15 protein-coding genes are annotated in these 16,630 nt (G+C 39.7%); 7 read left to right on the forward strand and 8 right to left on the reverse strand.

The window, feature by feature from the left end; translation table 11 throughout:
- The first annotated feature begins 71 nt into the window (after positions 1–71).
- A complete protein-coding gene (locus tag H7U19_RS06665) occupies positions 72–1,280 on the forward strand; it encodes an acyltransferase family protein (RefSeq protein WP_186560498.1) in 1,209 nt (402 codons plus the stop codon).
- A 268-nt stretch (positions 1,281–1,548) separates the two neighbouring features.
- On the opposite strand, the gene H7U19_RS06670 is transcribed toward H7U19_RS06665, so the two are convergent.
- Positions 1,549–1,845: an isoamylase early set domain-containing protein gene (locus H7U19_RS06670; protein WP_186560500.1), complete on the reverse strand. Its 297-nt coding sequence runs from the start codon at positions 1,843–1,845 to the stop codon at positions 1,549–1,551.
- A 4-nt stretch (positions 1,846–1,849) separates the two neighbouring features.
- A complete protein-coding gene (locus H7U19_RS16975) occupies positions 1,850–1,981 on the reverse strand; it encodes a hypothetical protein (RefSeq protein WP_281386150.1) in 132 nt (43 codons plus the stop codon).
- 145 nt (positions 1,982–2,126) lie between these two features.
- On the opposite strand from H7U19_RS16975, the gene H7U19_RS06675 reads away from it, so the two are divergent.
- From H7U19_RS06675 to lspA, 4 genes are read left to right on the forward strand one after another with little or no spacing between them, the layout of a single operon-like run.
- On the forward strand, positions 2,127–3,059 hold the full coding sequence (locus H7U19_RS06675) for a dihydrofolate reductase (RefSeq protein ID WP_186560502.1): 933 nt from the start codon (positions 2,127–2,129) through the stop codon (positions 3,057–3,059).
- 30 nt (positions 3,060–3,089) lie between these two features.
- On the forward strand, positions 3,090–3,632 hold the full coding sequence (locus H7U19_RS06680) for a sugar O-acetyltransferase (protein ID WP_281386152.1): 543 nt from the start codon (positions 3,090–3,092) through the stop codon (positions 3,630–3,632).
- A gap of 44 nt (positions 3,633–3,676) precedes the next feature.
- A complete protein-coding gene (gene fabD, locus H7U19_RS06685) occupies positions 3,677–4,570 on the forward strand; it encodes an ACP S-malonyltransferase (protein WP_186560506.1) in 894 nt (297 codons plus the stop codon).
- A complete protein-coding gene (lspA, locus tag H7U19_RS06690) occupies positions 4,571–5,089 on the forward strand; it encodes a signal peptidase II (RefSeq protein WP_186560508.1) in 519 nt (172 codons plus the stop codon). It begins immediately after the preceding gene.
- 43 nt (positions 5,090–5,132) lie between these two features.
- Here the strand turns inward: lspA and H7U19_RS06695 are convergent, their stop codons facing one another.
- The 6 genes from H7U19_RS06695 to H7U19_RS06720 all read right to left on the reverse strand — a co-directional run bounded on the left by H7U19_RS06695 (position 5,133) and on the right by H7U19_RS06720 (position 14,621).
- Entirely contained in the window at positions 5,133–5,837 is a 705-nt protein-coding gene (locus H7U19_RS06695) for a DUF4843 domain-containing protein (RefSeq protein ID WP_186560510.1), read from the reverse strand.
- Between the two features lie 22 nt (positions 5,838–5,859).
- Positions 5,860–7,320: a RagB/SusD family nutrient uptake outer membrane protein gene (locus H7U19_RS06700; protein WP_186560511.1), complete on the reverse strand. Its 1,461-nt coding sequence runs from the start codon at positions 7,318–7,320 to the stop codon at positions 5,860–5,862.
- 11 nt (positions 7,321–7,331) lie between these two features.
- The gene (locus tag H7U19_RS06705; RefSeq protein WP_186560512.1) at positions 7,332–10,457 is read right to left on the reverse strand and encodes a SusC/RagA family TonB-linked outer membrane protein; all 3,126 of its coding nucleotides are present in this window, start codon (positions 10,455–10,457) and stop codon (positions 7,332–7,334) included.
- A 240-nt stretch (positions 10,458–10,697) separates the two neighbouring features.
- Entirely contained in the window at positions 10,698–12,224 is a 1,527-nt protein-coding gene (locus H7U19_RS06710; RefSeq protein ID WP_186560513.1) for a helix-turn-helix domain-containing protein, read from the reverse strand.
- A 218-nt stretch (positions 12,225–12,442) separates the two neighbouring features.
- Positions 12,443–13,468, reverse strand: a complete 1,026-nt coding sequence (gene galE / locus H7U19_RS06715; RefSeq protein WP_186560514.1) for a UDP-glucose 4-epimerase GalE — start codon at positions 13,466–13,468, stop codon at positions 12,443–12,445.
- Positions 13,461–14,621: a DegT/DnrJ/EryC1/StrS family aminotransferase gene (locus H7U19_RS06720; RefSeq protein ID WP_186560516.1), complete on the reverse strand. Its 1,161-nt coding sequence runs from the start codon at positions 14,619–14,621 to the stop codon at positions 13,461–13,463. The genes galE and H7U19_RS06720 overlap by 8 nt, the downstream gene beginning before the upstream one ends.
- A 150-nt stretch (positions 14,622–14,771) precedes the next feature.
- Between H7U19_RS06720 and H7U19_RS06725 the strand changes: the two genes are divergently transcribed.
- Both H7U19_RS06725 and H7U19_RS06730 read left to right on the forward strand, forming a co-directional pair.
- Complete coding sequence (locus tag H7U19_RS06725) at positions 14,772–16,007, forward strand: 3-deoxy-D-manno-octulosonic acid transferase (RefSeq protein WP_186560518.1); 1,236 nt, start codon at positions 14,772–14,774, stop codon at positions 16,005–16,007.
- 136 nt (positions 16,008–16,143) lie between these two features.
- Positions 16,144–16,470 carry a hypothetical protein gene (locus tag H7U19_RS06730; RefSeq protein ID WP_246454675.1) on the forward strand — a complete coding sequence of 109 codons (327 nt, stop codon included), beginning with the start codon at positions 16,144–16,146 and terminating at the stop codon, positions 16,468–16,470.
- The last annotated feature ends 160 nt before the right edge of the window (positions 16,471–16,630 follow it).

Below are 16,630 nucleotides of genomic sequence, written 5' to 3' on the forward strand. Positions count from 1 at the left end.
AAAATATTCTTATACTATAGGGACTCAATAAACAATGGCTGCTTTTTAGTTGCCATTAACAAACCAACCAAATGAAAACCACACTGACAAAAACTAGGAGAATACACTCCATGGACTCCCTGCGGGCTATTATGATGCTTTTAGGTCTGGTATTGCACTCAGTTATAACCTATGGCACCTTTGATTACAAGGTTTGGCAGATCCAAGACCCCAATACTACCCACCTTTCAAACGACTATATGGTTGGCTTGATTCATGCCTTTAGAATGCAAATATTTTTTATGGTGGCCGGATTTTTTGGCGCCATGCTATTCTATGAGCGCACGCCTATAAAAATGATAAAAAATCGCCTAGAAAGGATCCTATACCCCTTTTTGGTTTTTGTGGTTTTACTTTGGCCAACCATTGTATTTGGTTTTGCTTATACGGGACGTATTTTTCAAGGTAACGCCAATGCTTTGGAAGACACTTTGTCCCTGTTCACCAACTTGGGCATATATATTCCCCAAAGCACATTTCACCTGTGGTTTTTGTACTATTTAGTTCTGATAACTGCGGTCTCTGTGCTATTCGGTTTTATATTTAAAAAGCTCCCAATTGTTTCACTTAGAATTTCAAATGGATTTAACTGGGTTATTAAAAGGCCTTTACTTCGTATTTTGGTTTTGGCAAGTATCTCGGCCTTAGTCTATATTATAATGGGAGTTTCTTATGTATCCACATCGATCTCTTTTGTTCCTGAGTTTAACACCTTTATTTATTACTTCACCTTCTATAGTATTGGCTGGGTATTGTATCAATCTAAACATCTATTACATGTTTTTATGAAACACGATTGGATAAATACCTTATTTGGTGTCATCCTGTTTAGCGTATATTTTTTCATGCGTAGTTCCATTGGTTACGAAGGACTAATCATCTTAAAATCCGTAATGGTTTGGTTCTTTATTTTCGGCATCACGGGTTTATTTATTCGCTATACCAGTAATCATTCCGCAAGAATGCGATATATTTCCGATGCTTCTTATTGGGTATATCTGGTGCACGTTACTATAGTGGTAATGCTTCCGAGTTATCTTGTGGATTGGCCAGTAGCCTCCACTATTAAAACGCTAGTTGTAGTCATTAGTGCCGGGGTTATCAGTTTTGCAAGCTATCATTATTTAGTCCGGTCTACTTTTATTGGAAAGTTTTTGAATGGTAGACGCTATTCCAAAAAGTTATCGGATATAAAGAAAGCTGAGGCATTAACCAACTTAAAACCGCTATTAGATAATTAAGGAGTACCCCGAAAAGGGTTGTTTCTTCCAATGCTTCCGCGTTAGGGATTGAAGCGGCCGCTTTTGGGGAGACGTGCTCCCGAAAGCTTCCGGGAGAGCCAAAACTATGAGCGGAAAGCCTGCCTGACGGCAGACAGGCCCGACCCCTTAGGGTAACGCTCAAAACATCCCAGCGCCCTAAAGTAAATTTAGGCCGTTAGTTAAAATGGGCGTAAAACAAAAAAGCACCTCCAAAAGAAGGTGCCTTGTGTAAATGTTTTAGTAAAACTTATACGGTTACAACGCCGTTTTCAGCACCTGCAAAATCGTTCCAGGCATAAGAATCTGCTTCAGAATCGTTAACATAAGCACCGTCAACAACATACTTAAACTCGTAAGAGCTGTCTTTGTCTAAATCAACGGTACCTTTAAACGTACCGTTCTTTAATTTTTTAAGTGGTGCTTTTTTAGCATTCCAATCGTTGAAACTTCCAACTACAGATGCTTTTTTTGCGTCTGGAGCTTCTACCGTGAAAGTTACTTTACATATAGGTTTACTCTTTAAATACTGTTTTTTAATAGCCATAATTCTAGGTGTTTTTTATTGGTGCAAATTTATAAAAACTACCAGAACTGGTATATGATAACCCGCTTATTTTTAAATAATTATCAATTTGATAATCTGTGTTTCGCATTACTTTAAAGTATGCAAATAATCCCATTGAAATTTATGTTTTATGCAATTTTTGAAGGCATTTATAATTGATTATCAGGCCATTTGTTTTTTTGGCGTGATAACGCAGTTAAATTCCTATTTTTGCGCTCCAGTAATTAAAAAACTTTAACTTTACTTTTTAAACGTTGAACATGTTCGGGAAGAAAAAACAAGCACCTCAAATAGATAAGGAACAACTGGAACTTATTGAAAACGCCCAAAGACGGGTAAAACAGAAAAAAAGGCTGTATGCGCATTTTGTACTGTTTTTGATTGGTTGTGTTTTTCTAATCGTGGCCAACACGGTTCTTGGTATTGGCAAGGATTTTACCATTGCTGGCATCAACTGGTTTGTTTATGCGATTTTGATTTGGCTTTTCCTGTTTCTATACCATCTCTTCAACGTGTTTGTGACCCACAAATTTATGGGGAAGGCATGGGAGCAACAACAAATGGAAAAATTGGTAGCCAAACAGCAGGAGCGCATTGATAAAATGAAAGAAGGGTTTAGAAAAGAGGAAGAAATCAAAGCGAAGAGCGAGGTGTACAACGAAACCTTGGCCACAACTGAAAAAACCACCCCCAAAAAAAAGACCTCTGAACTCACTATAATTGCCGCGGCCGCGGAGAACGATGCCATCGGCAGGGGCAATCAGTTGATTTGGGATTTAAGTAATGATTTAAAACGTTTTAAGTCATTAACAAGTGGACACCACATCATCATGGGACGAAAAACCTTTGAAAGCTTCCCCAAACCCCTGCCCAACCGCACCCATGTGGTGATAACAAGACAAAAAGATTATAAAGCTCCTTCAGGAGTTATAATAGTGCATTCCTTGGAAGATGCCATTGATGCTTCAAGAAATGACAGCCAGCCGTTTATTATCGGTGGTGGACAGATTTATGAACAATCCATGGGAATTGCAGATAAAATTGAACTCACCCGAGTACACGAAACCTTTGAGGCAGATGCCTTCTTCCCAAAGATTGATACTTCAGTTTGGAAGGAAACCGAAAATGTTTTCCACCAAAAGGATGCAGAGCATGACCATGATTTTTCGTTTATTACTTACGAAAGAATTTAGTGCTTTTTTCAGATGACCGAAAAGGAAAAAATGATTGCTGGGGAAATGTACAACCCCAAGGATGAGCAACTGGTTGAAGAGCGCCATATGGCTAGACTACTTTTTCAAAAAGCAAATAGTCTGAATGACGATAACAAAACAGAACGAAACCGGTTGCTGTACCAACTTATGCCCCAAGCAGGCAAAAACCTATGGATTGAACCTCCTTTTTATTGTGATTATGGCTACAATATAAAAGCTGGCGACAATGTTTTTATGAATTTCAACTGTTGTATTTTGGATGTTTGCCCAGTAAACATTGGCGACAATACCATGTTTGGACCCAATGTTCAAATCTATACAGCTACGCATCCATTGGAGCACAAAGCACGTAATAGTGGCAAGGAATTCGCAAAACCCATAAACATTGGAAAAAATGTTTGGATTGGTGGTAGCGCAGTGCTATGTCCCGGAGTTTCTATTGGCAACAACGTGGTGGTAGGAGCGGGTGCCATAGTTACCAAAAGTTTTCCGGATGATGTGTTTATTGCTGGCAATCCCGCAAAAATTATCAAAACCATTGATAATAGCTAATTATTATTATTTTTACTAAACAGAAACTGACTAATCAACTAACTATGAAAGCATACGTATTCCCTGGACAAGGTGCCCAATTCACTGGAATGGGACTGGATCTTTACGAGAACTCGCCAGAAGCCCAAGAACTTTTTGAAAATGCCAATGACATTCTGGGCTTTAATATCACAGATATTATGTTTGAAGGTTCCGCTGAGGATTTGAAACAAACTAAGGTAACCCAACCCGCTATATTTTTACATTCCGTAATACTTGCAACAACTTTGGGCGATTCGTTTCAACCTGATATGGTTGCTGGACACTCCTTGGGCGAATTATCAGCGTTGGTAGCTAATGGCACACTGACTTTTGAAGACGGCTTAAAACTGGTTTCAACACGTGCTATGGCCATGCAAAAAGCCTGTGAATTACAACCCAGCACTATGGCGGCCGTTTTAGGTTTAGAGGATGATATTGTTGAAAAAGTATGTGCTGTGACAGAAGGTGTTGTTGTTGCCGCCAATTACAATTGCCCTGGACAATTGGTGATTTCTGGTGAAATCGATGCCATAAACAAGGCCTGCGAAACCTTAAAAGAAGAAGGTGCGCGTCGTGCCTTAGTTTTACCGGTTGGAGGTGCATTCCATTCACCATTAATGGAGCCTGCACGCGAAGAGTTGGCAGCAGCAATTGAAAGCACCACATTTAGCACACCGAAATGCCATATTTATCAGAATGTTACGGCCAGTGCCGTAAGTGACGAAAATGAGATAAAAGCGAATTTGATTTCCCAATTGACTGCTCCGGTGCGATGGACACAATCCGTACAGCAAATGATAGCCGATGGTGCTACTTTATTTACCGAAGTGGGCCCAGGGAATGTATTGCAAGGCTTGGTAAAGAAAATCAATAGAGAAGCACAAACTGCATCTGCAACTTTTGAAGCCAATGCCTAAATGAAAATCACACGTCGCTCCGCGTTTATTTTTATTACTACAATTGTCACTATTGCAGTGGACCAGATTTCTAAAGTTTTGGTTCGAGCAAATGTTGAGCCCGGCTCTTCATCACCAATTGTCGGCGACTATCTTCAACTGATGAATGTTGAAAATACCGGTGCCTTTTTGGGAATGGGCAGTGAGCTAAATGGCACTTTGAAAATCATTTTACTTTTAGTGTTACCCGTGATAGTCTTGGCTCTTGTCATGCGCCATATACTGAAAGACAAAAGTTTGGATAATTGGTCTTTGTTTGCATTTGCCAGTATCATCGGTGGTGGTATTGCTAATGTTTATGACCGGTTTGCTTATGGAAGCGTTACGGACTTTTTATATTTGAGATTAAACGATACGTTAAGGACAGGCATCTTTAATCTGGCCGATTTATCCGTAACTACCGGCATGATTATTTTGGTGGTGATGATGTTTCGAAATAAAAAGAAAACAAAAACCGAGGAAACCAGTTCCTCGGCTTAAGTCAACACTTAGGTATAGCTTAGTTTGGTTGATTTTTCAGTAGCTAATTTATTTGAAAGGTCTGTTCTTCTCCAAAGCCATAGGCCCCATCACCCGAAATGATGACGTTGTCATTATTGGTAATAGTATAAGGGCCTCCACCATCTCCGAAAGCATCCAACATGATTAGCTTGTACGTCCCAGATTGCAAACAAAACGATTGGCTAAATTCGGTTTGGTCAGGATACGGTCCACCAGAAAACAGCAAACTATCACTGGCATCATACAATTCCCAAGCTTGCTCCTCTGGAAAGCCATCAAAAGTAATGCTTAATGTGGTTTCGGGAACTGGGCAAATTTGTTTGATATTCAAGGTAATAGGTTCGCCTATAAAAAGGCCGTCTTCATTTTTAAAAACTAGTACTAAAGTTTCTCCTTCCGCACTAATATTTATATCTGAAATGGTAATGGGAAGTTCTCCAACATTGGTATTGGCTGGCACAATCACGGTTGAAGGCACTGTGTAAGCTGATGGGTCAACCGATGAAGCTTCGGCATCTACTTCCACACTGAACTGCCTATCACTTCCAGAAAGTTGTGTGGTGTACACTTTTATTTGGTTTGTGCTACTCCCTTGGATATCCACTCCAAAATCATAAACTGTGTTTTCAAATGCTATGTAATTAATAAGTTCAAAATCCTGAGACTCCTTACAGTTGAACAGCGTCAATACCATAAGAAATAGAACTGCTTTTATGGTTTTTTTCATAATAATTCTTGGCTTAAAGATGTTATTGATTTATACTGTCGTCCATATTTGGATTCGCGTCAATTTCTGATTGTGGAATCGTTAAATAGAACAATTCGCTATCCGCAGGCACATTCACCACCACACGATGGACAGCATCTCTATTTATGGGCATTCTCAACCTTTTGGCATCAAACCATTCCACTCCCATTTCGCCATAGAGCTCCTTCCTTCGTTCTAATAAAATTTCCTGTAAAAGGGCATTCCCTGAATTTGTGGACATGGTTGCATTCGGATCCCTCGCACTCTGCAGGGCGAATAGCAAACTTCTAGCCTCTCCTTCATCTCCTAAACGATACTGCGCCTCGGCATCTACCAATACCATTTCCGATTTTCTCATAAATGGTACGTCCGAAGCAAAAGTGAAGTTAAACTTGGTGGTGATAAATTCCCGATACGGTGTTGAAGACCCATAAAAATCTTGGAATAATTTCCTAACATCGGTATCCGAAAAGGTGTCCCTAAAATTAGTATTGATGTAGGCCGCATTGTAGGACAAATTCATATGATCGAACATAGCATGTGGCGACAACCAGAAAAAGTTGGTTTCGTTGGAGCCGTCCTGAAACATGCCCCATAGCCAATCTTGATCAGTTAAATCATCAAAACCTTCACCCCAGTTTGTGGATGCCACAGCTATACTGGCATCCCCCCCATAGGCTTCCCGTGCCGAAGATGAGGCCAAGGCCCAATCGTCCTGGGTGACTTGTAACACCCGAGCCAAAATACCATTGGCCACCGTTTTGTTGATGTAACTTTTACCCAGCCTTTCCTCTGGTAAATCTTGAATCGCATCTTTCAAATCGGACAAAACCATATTATACACATCACTTAAAGGACTTGGCGCGTTTCCTTCCGAAGCGCCCGTTGCAGGTTTCGTATAAATTGGTATTCTGGCCACCGATCTGTCATTGTTATAGTTCGGTGCAAATTCTAAGGCCAGTTGAAAATAATGAAAGGCTCTTATAGCCTTGCCCAAGGCAATAAACTCTTTTTTGGTAGCTTCATCCAAGCTTGGGCTACTCTCTACACCATTAATGATAACGTTGGCATAATTGATAATTTCATAATTAAAGGTCCATGTAAAACTTGTTCTTCTGAAAGTTGGCGACCGATTCTCGTGCGCATAGTCAAATAAAAACCACGAGGGCGCTTGAATGACATCGTTGCCTTTAACGGTTCTTGCATAATACATTGCGTATAATCCTCCTGTATCGGTATTTGAATTATTAACCCCATCGGTTAAATCATCGTCCCATTGCCCTTTGTACCTAGCATAAATTCCTGAGACAAAAGATTGCACAATCTCCCTATCGGAAAACACCACTGATTCTGGAAGACCCGCAGTATTCCTTGGTTCATCTAAAAATTCTTTGGAACAACTCCATAATACCGTCGCCAAGGTCAGCACCGTAATAATCTTGTTTGATATAAATGTTTTCATTTTCAATTTTTTTAAAATTCGATGATTAGTCCCGAAGTAATCGTCTTGGACAAGGGCGACCGATTGTTAGCCACGCCGTTAAAGGCCTGCTCTGGGTCGATCCCTTTGTGCGATTGCCAGGTGAAAATGTTATCGGCCTGCAAAAAGAGCCTCAGTTTGGACAGCCCAATACGCGACACAGTGGACTCCGGCAGATTGTACCCAAACGTTAAACTCTTCAGCCTTACGTAATCATTTCTAAACAGGAAACGCGTAGAGCGCGACGCGTGATCGTTATTGCTGGCCAGCAATAATGGAAAATCGGCAATATCCCCGGGGGTTTGCCAAGCATTGAAATTATCTGGATGTGCACTGATACCAGGGTTTTCAAAGGGATTTATTAAGCCTGAATAGTCATTATCCAACAAATATTGCCCAAAACTAAAGTTGAACAGTACATTTAGGTCAAATTGCTTGTACCTTAAGAAGGATGTGAAGCCCCCTTCTATATCTGGCAAAGAACTTTTGCCTTGATCGTACCGGGTAGCATCATCATAGCTTTTGGTGGTAACTTTATCGGTTACCACCCCATTGGCATCCACCACATCCATAAACCACATGCCACGCCCATCGGCAGGATCTACACCTGCCCACTCGCGAATAAAGAAGTCAAAAATAGAACCTCCGACCACGTAGCGTTTTGAGCCGTCCAAAATTTCATCCTGTGGCAATTTGGTCCATTCATTCTTATTTAAAGCGAAATTAATTCCGGTACTCCAAGTGAAATCCTGGGTATTGAAATTCATAGAACGTAGGGACACCTCCCATCCAAAATTTTTGATGGAACCGATGTTGGTTACAATCTTATTGACGCCCAATGACCTTGGTAAAGGTTTATCCAAAATCAAATCGACGGATTCTTTTTCATAGTATTCCACCGTTCCTGAAATTGCCCCGTTGAACAATTCAAAATCGGCACCAATATTTAATGACTCCACTTTTTCCCATCTTAAATCCACATCCGAAACACCTTCCAGTAAAATTCCTGAATTGCCTTCGTTGACAAACCCTGTCTGGAAAACCGATTGGAAAGGAAAACGACTTGTAGTCCTGTTGTTTCCCAACTCCCCATAGGAACCGCGAAGCTTTAGGTATGTCAATGTATTGCTTTCGCTTAAAAAATGCTCCTTGGAGACTACCCAACTTAAACCCCCGGCCAAAAAGTTACCCCATCGGGTATCCTCATTAAATCTGGTAGAGCCATCCCTTCGGAATGAAAACTCACCAAAATATTTTTCACCAAAATTATAGCTTGCTCTACCTAAATAACTATTGATCCTTGAGGTGATCACATTGCCACCTAAGGTTTCGGGTACTGTGGCACTATTTAAATTTTCCACACCGGGAAGAAATCCAGTACCTTGCGCGTTCAGATCGTCCTGCGTATTGGTATAGGCTTCAGTAATCACATCTACCGAAATATTATGATTGCCAAAACTATTGGTATAGTTTAAGGATTGGATGGCATTAAGCGTAGTGGTTAAATCCCTGTCCTGATCCACCCTCCCCTGCACATTAGAAGCAATCCCTATCTTGTCATCATCAAAACTAAAGGAGTCGAACAGATAGTTTTCATAACTTAACCGAGACCTAAATGTGAGTTCCGGAATAATTTTGACTTCAGCAAAAGCATTGGCCAAATAATTGGTTCGTATTCGTTTTTCCCTGCCCAGGATTAAACTTGCCAACAGGTTTTCACCTCCAAAAATAGGTCTCGTGTTGTTTACAGGCTGGCCCGGTGCTTGACCGTTTCCTAAATCGTAAATCAACTCTCCAGCACTATCCCTAACAAAGTCCCCATCAACATCTCGTAAATAAATAGGGTAAATACTGGCAATACCATAAATCCACGAAATGGCTTGTATAGTGCTACCACTGGTTTGATCGGGGTTATTGGAATTGGAACGTGAAAAACTGGAATTCAAGCCCACTTTAAACCAGTCGTTTACCTGAGTTTCCAAATTTAAACGCGTTGCCACCCTTTCAAAATTGGATGGGATTACTGGGCCATCTTCATCTAAATAATCAAAGGACAAGAAGTATCGCGTTTTTTCGCTACCACCAGAAATACTTAAATTATGATTCACCCTGAGATAATCGTTTCTAATGACTTCTTCTTCCCAGTTGGAATCCCACAGCAAATTGGCACCAGCTACCAAGTTTCCATTGGTATCAATTGGATTTGTAACACTATAGGGATTATAACCCAAATAATCAATGAGTCCGTTGGTAGCGCTTTGGGCCGCCTCGGAAGCGGTCTGTCCGTTTTCGTATTGATTGGTGTTTTTTAGGGCTTGCCATGTTAACTTTAAATAATCCTCTGGCCCGGCTAAATCGTGGATTCCAATAGTAGGATTTGAAATTCCGACCTGAGAGCGAATAGTAACCTTTGGTGTAGCACCGACGCTCCCTCTTTTAGTAGTTATCAAAATAACGCCACCTGAAGCCCTTGAACCGTACAATGCCGAAGACGAGGCATCTTTTAATACCGAAACGCTTTCGATTTGATCCTGGCTTATGGTGTTCAGATTTCCGGAAAATGGAGCGCCGTCCACAACAATTAAAGGCCCTTGCTCCAAACTCTCACTGGAAATTCCACGTATTCTAATGATTGGATTCGTGCCAGGTTGCCCACCGTCCGTTAACAAACTTAATCCTGGAACAGCACCTTGGAGGGCTCTCAAGGGAGAGGTTACCTGTTGGGTCTCGATCACACCACTGGACACCACGTTTACCGCACCCACGATAGATTCCCGGGTTTGGGAACCATAGGCGACGACCACCACTTCCTCTAGCGCCGTGGTATCTTCCAGAAGCGTTACACTGATCGTATTTCCTGAGCTAACAGTAATCTCCTTGGTAGCATAACCCACAAAACTAAAAACCAAAGTTGCACCTTGACTCACCGTTATGATGTAATTACCATCAAAATCCGTCGTAGTTCCCGCAGTTGATCCTTTGATTAGGACCGTAGCTCCAGGCAGGGGAAGATTGTTTTGATCTACAACTTTGCCCGAAACTGCCTTTTCCTGTGCCAATGCAGATAGCAAACCAAATATTACCAGCATTAGCGCTAAATAGTAATTTTTTAATCTCATAAGTAAGTATTTGAATTAGTCTATGCAGATTGAAGAAAGGGGGGCAAAAAAGATTTTTTAAGTGACTAATTCAAAAAATTATACTTTACAGGAACAAAGCTTAGTGTAATTCCAATATATTATGTAAAGCTCTTAGTCGCCCCACCTTTGACAATTGCATTGATAAAAGAAAGGATTATGAAAGTTGACGGGGGTAAATCTTATAATAGTTTACCCTACCGAAGAAAACTTACTTATGGTTTACCCCAGTTTTTTACGAAGTCTTAATTTGGATTGTATATATTCAGAAGGTGTTTGCGAAGTTTCTTTTTTAAAGGCTTTATTAAATGTGACCTTATTGTTGAAGCCCACCTCATATGCAATATCAATGATATTAAGGCTACCATGAACATCATTATCCATAATGCTGAGGGCTTCCTTAATTCTGAAAGTATTAATTAGTTCGAAAAAATTCATATCGAAATGCTCATTAATGATTTGGGAGGTGTTATGACGCGTAGTATTTAGTTCTTCAGAAAGCCTCTCCAAATTGATGTTGCTTTGCTTGTAAATCTTGTCTTCCACAAGTAATTTAACTAAGCTTTCTTTAAGTTCTTTAGAAAGCCCTTTGGTCAGCCCTGACTTTTGGTATTTTTTAGTGAACAGTCCATCCACAGGGTTAAACTCATTGGTAAAAATACTCGGTTGCACACTCGCTTTGTAGGCAATATAAATCACCATAATAGACATGGCACCAACTTGAAAGTAACTTAGAAAATCAGAAGTAAACACCAAAATACCACTTACGGGCAAACCATAAATCACATAACTAATGACGTACGCCACATGTAAACGATAAATAGTTTGTTTCCACTTGTAAATGGGTTGACCGGTATTACTAGAAAGTATCTCATTATTCTTAGTCGCATATTGCAATTTCCGAATCAAAATAGCATAAACGGAAAGTGAAATTACCTTCGAAATAAAAACAACATACCTATTTATATCATAGGACGTATTGAGTTCTAACATGATTTCAATCTTCTCTGAACCCGACAGTGCATACATTGGAAAGAGATACAGCACCAAAATTATATTGGGCACAAAATGCAACGCATCCAAAGGCTTGAACTTGTAATTATGGGTGGCGCTTTTAAAGTAAAAATAAAGCAACGGACCATATAATAATGCCGTACTTGCCGCCATTAAGTACACATGTGGATACTCATAGCGATAGTTAGACAAATACATGACAAACTCCAAAATAAATAGGGAATGCACCCCAACAAAACCGCTAATAAACAACTTGGCACGCGTATTGGCCTTACCTGACAAATTGATAATGACCATAAAGAAGAAACCAATCAGCGAAGCGTAAAAAAATAGAAATGTAACGAAATTGACCTTTTTAACGAACTTGTCGGCAATGGTTTTATAGGCTTTGGAAGTCTTAATGGTATCGTACGCACTATCATTTAGAATATCAAAATCCAGTGTATTGTTGATATACTTTTTGGTGTAAAGAATGGAGTTTTCAGGTTGATTGAGTTTTGCATTGAGGAGTGCGAGATTTTTGAAAATGGCTACCGAATCATGGCGCTGTTCTTTAATAGCTTCTTGGTACAGTACCAATAAATCCTTACTGCCCAAAACTTTATCGGCATCCTTTTTTTGGATCGAACTATCTATTGGTGCTGGTGAAGTCTCGGAAAACGCAAATAAACCACTTATACTTCCGTAAACCACAAGGCAACAAAAGAAATGCAGTATTTTTGCTTGGTTGACCATTAACTTAGTTTGAAAGTAAGAATTTAAAAACAACAACGGGATATTGTAGCCACTTTTTATGAATTTATAAATTATGTCGTCGTCAACTCTTAAAAATATCTTAAAATGGTAACCCCCGATAATCTTTTACCTTCTGATTCAAAAAATAAAATTGAAAAACCCCATTCCTAAATTTAGCAATGGGGTTCAATATGTTTGAATAAAAATATTCTAATTTTCTATGACTTACCTCTCACTTTTTGCTCCCATTTCCATGCGGAGCGAATAGCATCGTCCAAGGATAATTTGGTCTTCCAACCCAATTCATCATTTGCCTTGTTGGTATCAGCATAGGCCGAAATAATATCGCCCTCTCTTCTTCCTACAATCTTGTAGTTCAACTTTTCTCCTGATACCCGCTCAAAAGATTGCACAACTTCCAAAACTGAACTTCCTTTTCCAGTACCCAAGTTGAAGGTTTCGTAATTCGATTTATTTTTGTTTTGAAGCAATCTTTCTAACGCTACTACGTGCGCTTTTGCCAAATCCACCACATGGATATAATCACGAATACATGTGCCATCCGGTGTTGGATAATCACCTCCGAATACCGATAACTGGTCTCTTAAACCGATAGCTGTCTGGGTAATAAAAGGCACCAAATTCTGTGGCACCCCAATGGGCAATTCACCAATTTCCGCTGATTCATGCGCACCAATCGGATTAAAATAGCGCAAAGCAATCGCCTTTAAATCTGGTACTACCTTGCAAGTATCTTGAATAATTTCCTCCCCAATCTGCTTAGTGTTTCCATAAGGGGACTCTGCTTTTTTTACAGGTGCACTTTCCGTAATCGGCAATTCATCTGACTGCCCATAAACCGTACAAGATGAACTGAAAATAAAGGATGCCGAAGACAATTTCTTCAACTCCTTCAAGACATAAACCAAAGTGGCTATGTTATTTTCGTAATACAACAATGGTTTTTGCACACTTTCACCCACCGCTTTACTGGCGGCAAAATGAATTACGCCTTTAACATCGTTATGCTTGGCGAAAAATGCCTCGACACCAGCCTTATCCTTTAAATCCAGTTTTTCAAAGATGGGTTTTTTTCCTGTGATGGCCACGATACCATCCAGCACCTTTTCAGATGAATTTGACAGGTCATCAATAATGACTACCTCATAGCCTTCGTTCTGCAATTCTACTACCGTATGCGAACCGATAAACCCTAGCCCACCAGTTACTAATATTTTATCCATTAATAAATTTTATGATTGTTGATGTAATAAATTCAATCTGTTCGTAATCCAGTTCAGTATGCATCGGTAATGAAATCACCTCTTTTACCAATTGATTCGTTACTGGAAAGTCGGCTTCATTATATCTCTCATCCGCATAGGCCTTTTGTTTGTGTAAGGCAATAGGGTAATATACGCCACAAGGTATGCCTTGTTCGTTCAAATGTTTTGCCAAAGCATCCCTATCTACACCAATCACTCTTAATGTATATTGATGAAACACATGACAATCGCAGTTCTCACAAATACTACCTTCACCACAGCCCCCGGTAATTTTTGGGGTAATTATTTTATCTACATTTTCGAATGCCTTGTTGTATTTCTTTGCCGCCATTTGCCGGGCTTTATTGTAGTTGTCCAAATTAGGTAGTTTGGTATCCAAAACCGCCGCCTGTATGCTGTCCAACCTCGAATTTACACCAACCACATCATGGTGATAGCGCTCATACATACCATGATTGACAATACCCCTTATGGTATGTGCCAAATCGTCATCATTGGTAAAAATTGCACCACCGTCACCATAACACCCTAAATTTTTTGATGGAAAAAACGAGGTGGCACCCACATCGCCAATCGCTCCAGCCTTTACTTTTGATCCATCTTTATAAGTATAATTTGCCCCAATAGCCTGAGCATTATCTTCAATTACATACAAGTTGTGCTCCTTCGCAATTTTCAAAATAGCCTCCATATCGGCACATTGACCAAATAAATGCACTGGCACAATAGCTTTGGTTTTTGGAGTAATTGCTTTTTTAATGGCCTCAATATTGATATTAAAATCGTCTTCATTGACATCAATTAAAACGGGAGTCAATTGTAAAAGCGCAATCACTTCAACGGTGGCAGCAAAGGTAAAATCGGCCGTAATCACCTCATCACCTGGCTTTAAACCCAATCCCATCATGGCTATTTGTAGGGCGTCAGTTCCATTAGCACAGGGAATCACATGTTTCACCCCTAAATATTCCTCAAGATTCTTTTGAAATTCGTGGACCTTCGGTCCGTTTATAAATGCAGTGTTTTCAAGAACCTCCTGAATAGAGATATTAACAGTTTCTTTTATACCATTATATTGCCCTTTGAGGTCAACCATTTGGATTTTCTTCATCTTAAAAATTTGAAGACCTTTTTGCCTGAAAAGCAATGGTCGGTTAGTTTAGCTTAGATTATTTTCACAGCCCATAAAATTACAAAATTCACCAACGCAAGCCATAGATTTATTCCAAAGAAATGTATTTTAGCACGAAACTCGAAGAGATTGCGTTTCATCTATAACATAGGCATTGGCATAACTGGTTTCGTCCTAAAATGTATTGGGCTGTTCAATGAGAAAATTAAAAAAGGGGTAACAGGCCGCAATGCAGCTTTTGAGATTTTAAAATCCAATTTATGTGCATCCGATAAAACGCTTTGGTTCCATTGTGCATCCTTGGGCGAATATGAGCAAGGACTTCCCGTGTTCCAAAAACTAAGGAAACACTATTATGATTATAAAATCATTTTGAGCTTTTTCTCCCCTTCGGGCTACGATATTCGCAAAAACTCGCCTATTGCTGATGTGGTGGTATACCTGCCTTTGGACACCAAAAGAAACGCAAAACGGTTTTTGGACTTGGTACATCCCAAATTGACCCTATTTGTGAAATATGATATTTGGCCAAATTTTTTAAAAGAACTGGGGCATAGAAATTTAAGGGCGATCCTGATTTCGGCTTCTTTTAGAAAGACTCAAATCTATTTTAAGCCTTACGGCGGACTATTCAAAAAAGCACTGCTCTCATTTGAACATATTTTTACTCAAAATGAAAGCTCGAAATCCCTATTGGAATCCATAGGCTATCAAAACGTAACAGTTTCGGGCGATACGCGCTTTGACCGTGTGACAAGTCAGTTGGAAAGTGATAATACCCTGGGATTTGTTGAAGCCTTTAAGCAAGACAAATTATGTGTGGTTGTGGGCAGTTCGTGGCCTGAGGATGAGGCTCTTTTTATTGAGTTCATAAACTCTAGAAGGAATTTGGGGGTTAAATACATTGTAGCACCTCACAACATTAAATCCGGCCAAATCCAAAATTTTGCTTCAAAATTAAGGGCAAAAACGGTTCTATATTCTGAAAAAGATAACGAAGAGTTAAAGCATTTTGATGTTCTAATTATTGATACCATCGGCCTACTCTCAAAAATTTATAGTTCTTCGGATATCGCTTATGTGGGCGGTGCGATGGGCACAACCGGGTTGCACAATATTCTGGAACCAGCTGTATTTGGCCCACCAATTGTTATCGGAAAAAATTACATTAAATTTCCTGAAGCTCAGGCCATGATTGATAATGGAGGTGTTTTTTCAGTATCAGATCAAATGGGCTTTAATGCTATTCTAAGAAAACTTATTGCGGATAGTGACTTTCGTCGATTATCCGGGTCTAAAAATACAGAGTTCATCAAAAAAAATACGGGTGCTGTGATCCAAATACTTAATTACTTACGTATATAAAAGAGTTTTGATGAAACCGAAAAGAATTGTGCTCACCTGTAAAATAAGCCAGTTTTGCACAACTAAATAATTAACACTAAAAACAAAAACAATGAGAAAATTAGTTTTAGGAACAACTTTAGTACTAGCTTTAGGTATGTTTTTTACATCTTGTAGAGATGAAAAGAAATCTGCTGGTGAGCATTTAGACAACGCTATCGAAGCCACTGAAGACGCAGCTAAATCTGCAGGTGACGCCGTTAAGGATGCTACAAAAGCAACAGGTGATGCTGTTGAAAACGCTGCTGAAAAAGCTGGGGATGCCGTTGATAATGCAGTGGACGCAGCAGGTGATGCGGTAAACAATGCTGCTGACAAGGCTGGAGAAACAGTTGATAAAGCTGTAGACGCTGCTGGAAAAGCCGCTGATGATGCTGCGAATGCCGTTAAAGACGAAGCAAATAAACTGAAAACCGAGCACTAATTCTTGGTTTTACAAGTTTATACATTTTAAACCACCTGTTCAGGGTGGTTTTCTTTTTGCCCCAAAACTAAAAAGCCTTTTCAATTTTAATTGAAAAGGCTTTGTTCATTACTTTTTACATTACATTGACCTGTTTTATCTGTAGACCAGAAATATCTTG

The organism is Hyunsoonleella aquatilis, assembly GCF_014270105.1.
Lineage (GTDB): Bacteria > Bacteroidota > Bacteroidia > Flavobacteriales > Flavobacteriaceae > Jejuia > Jejuia aquatilis.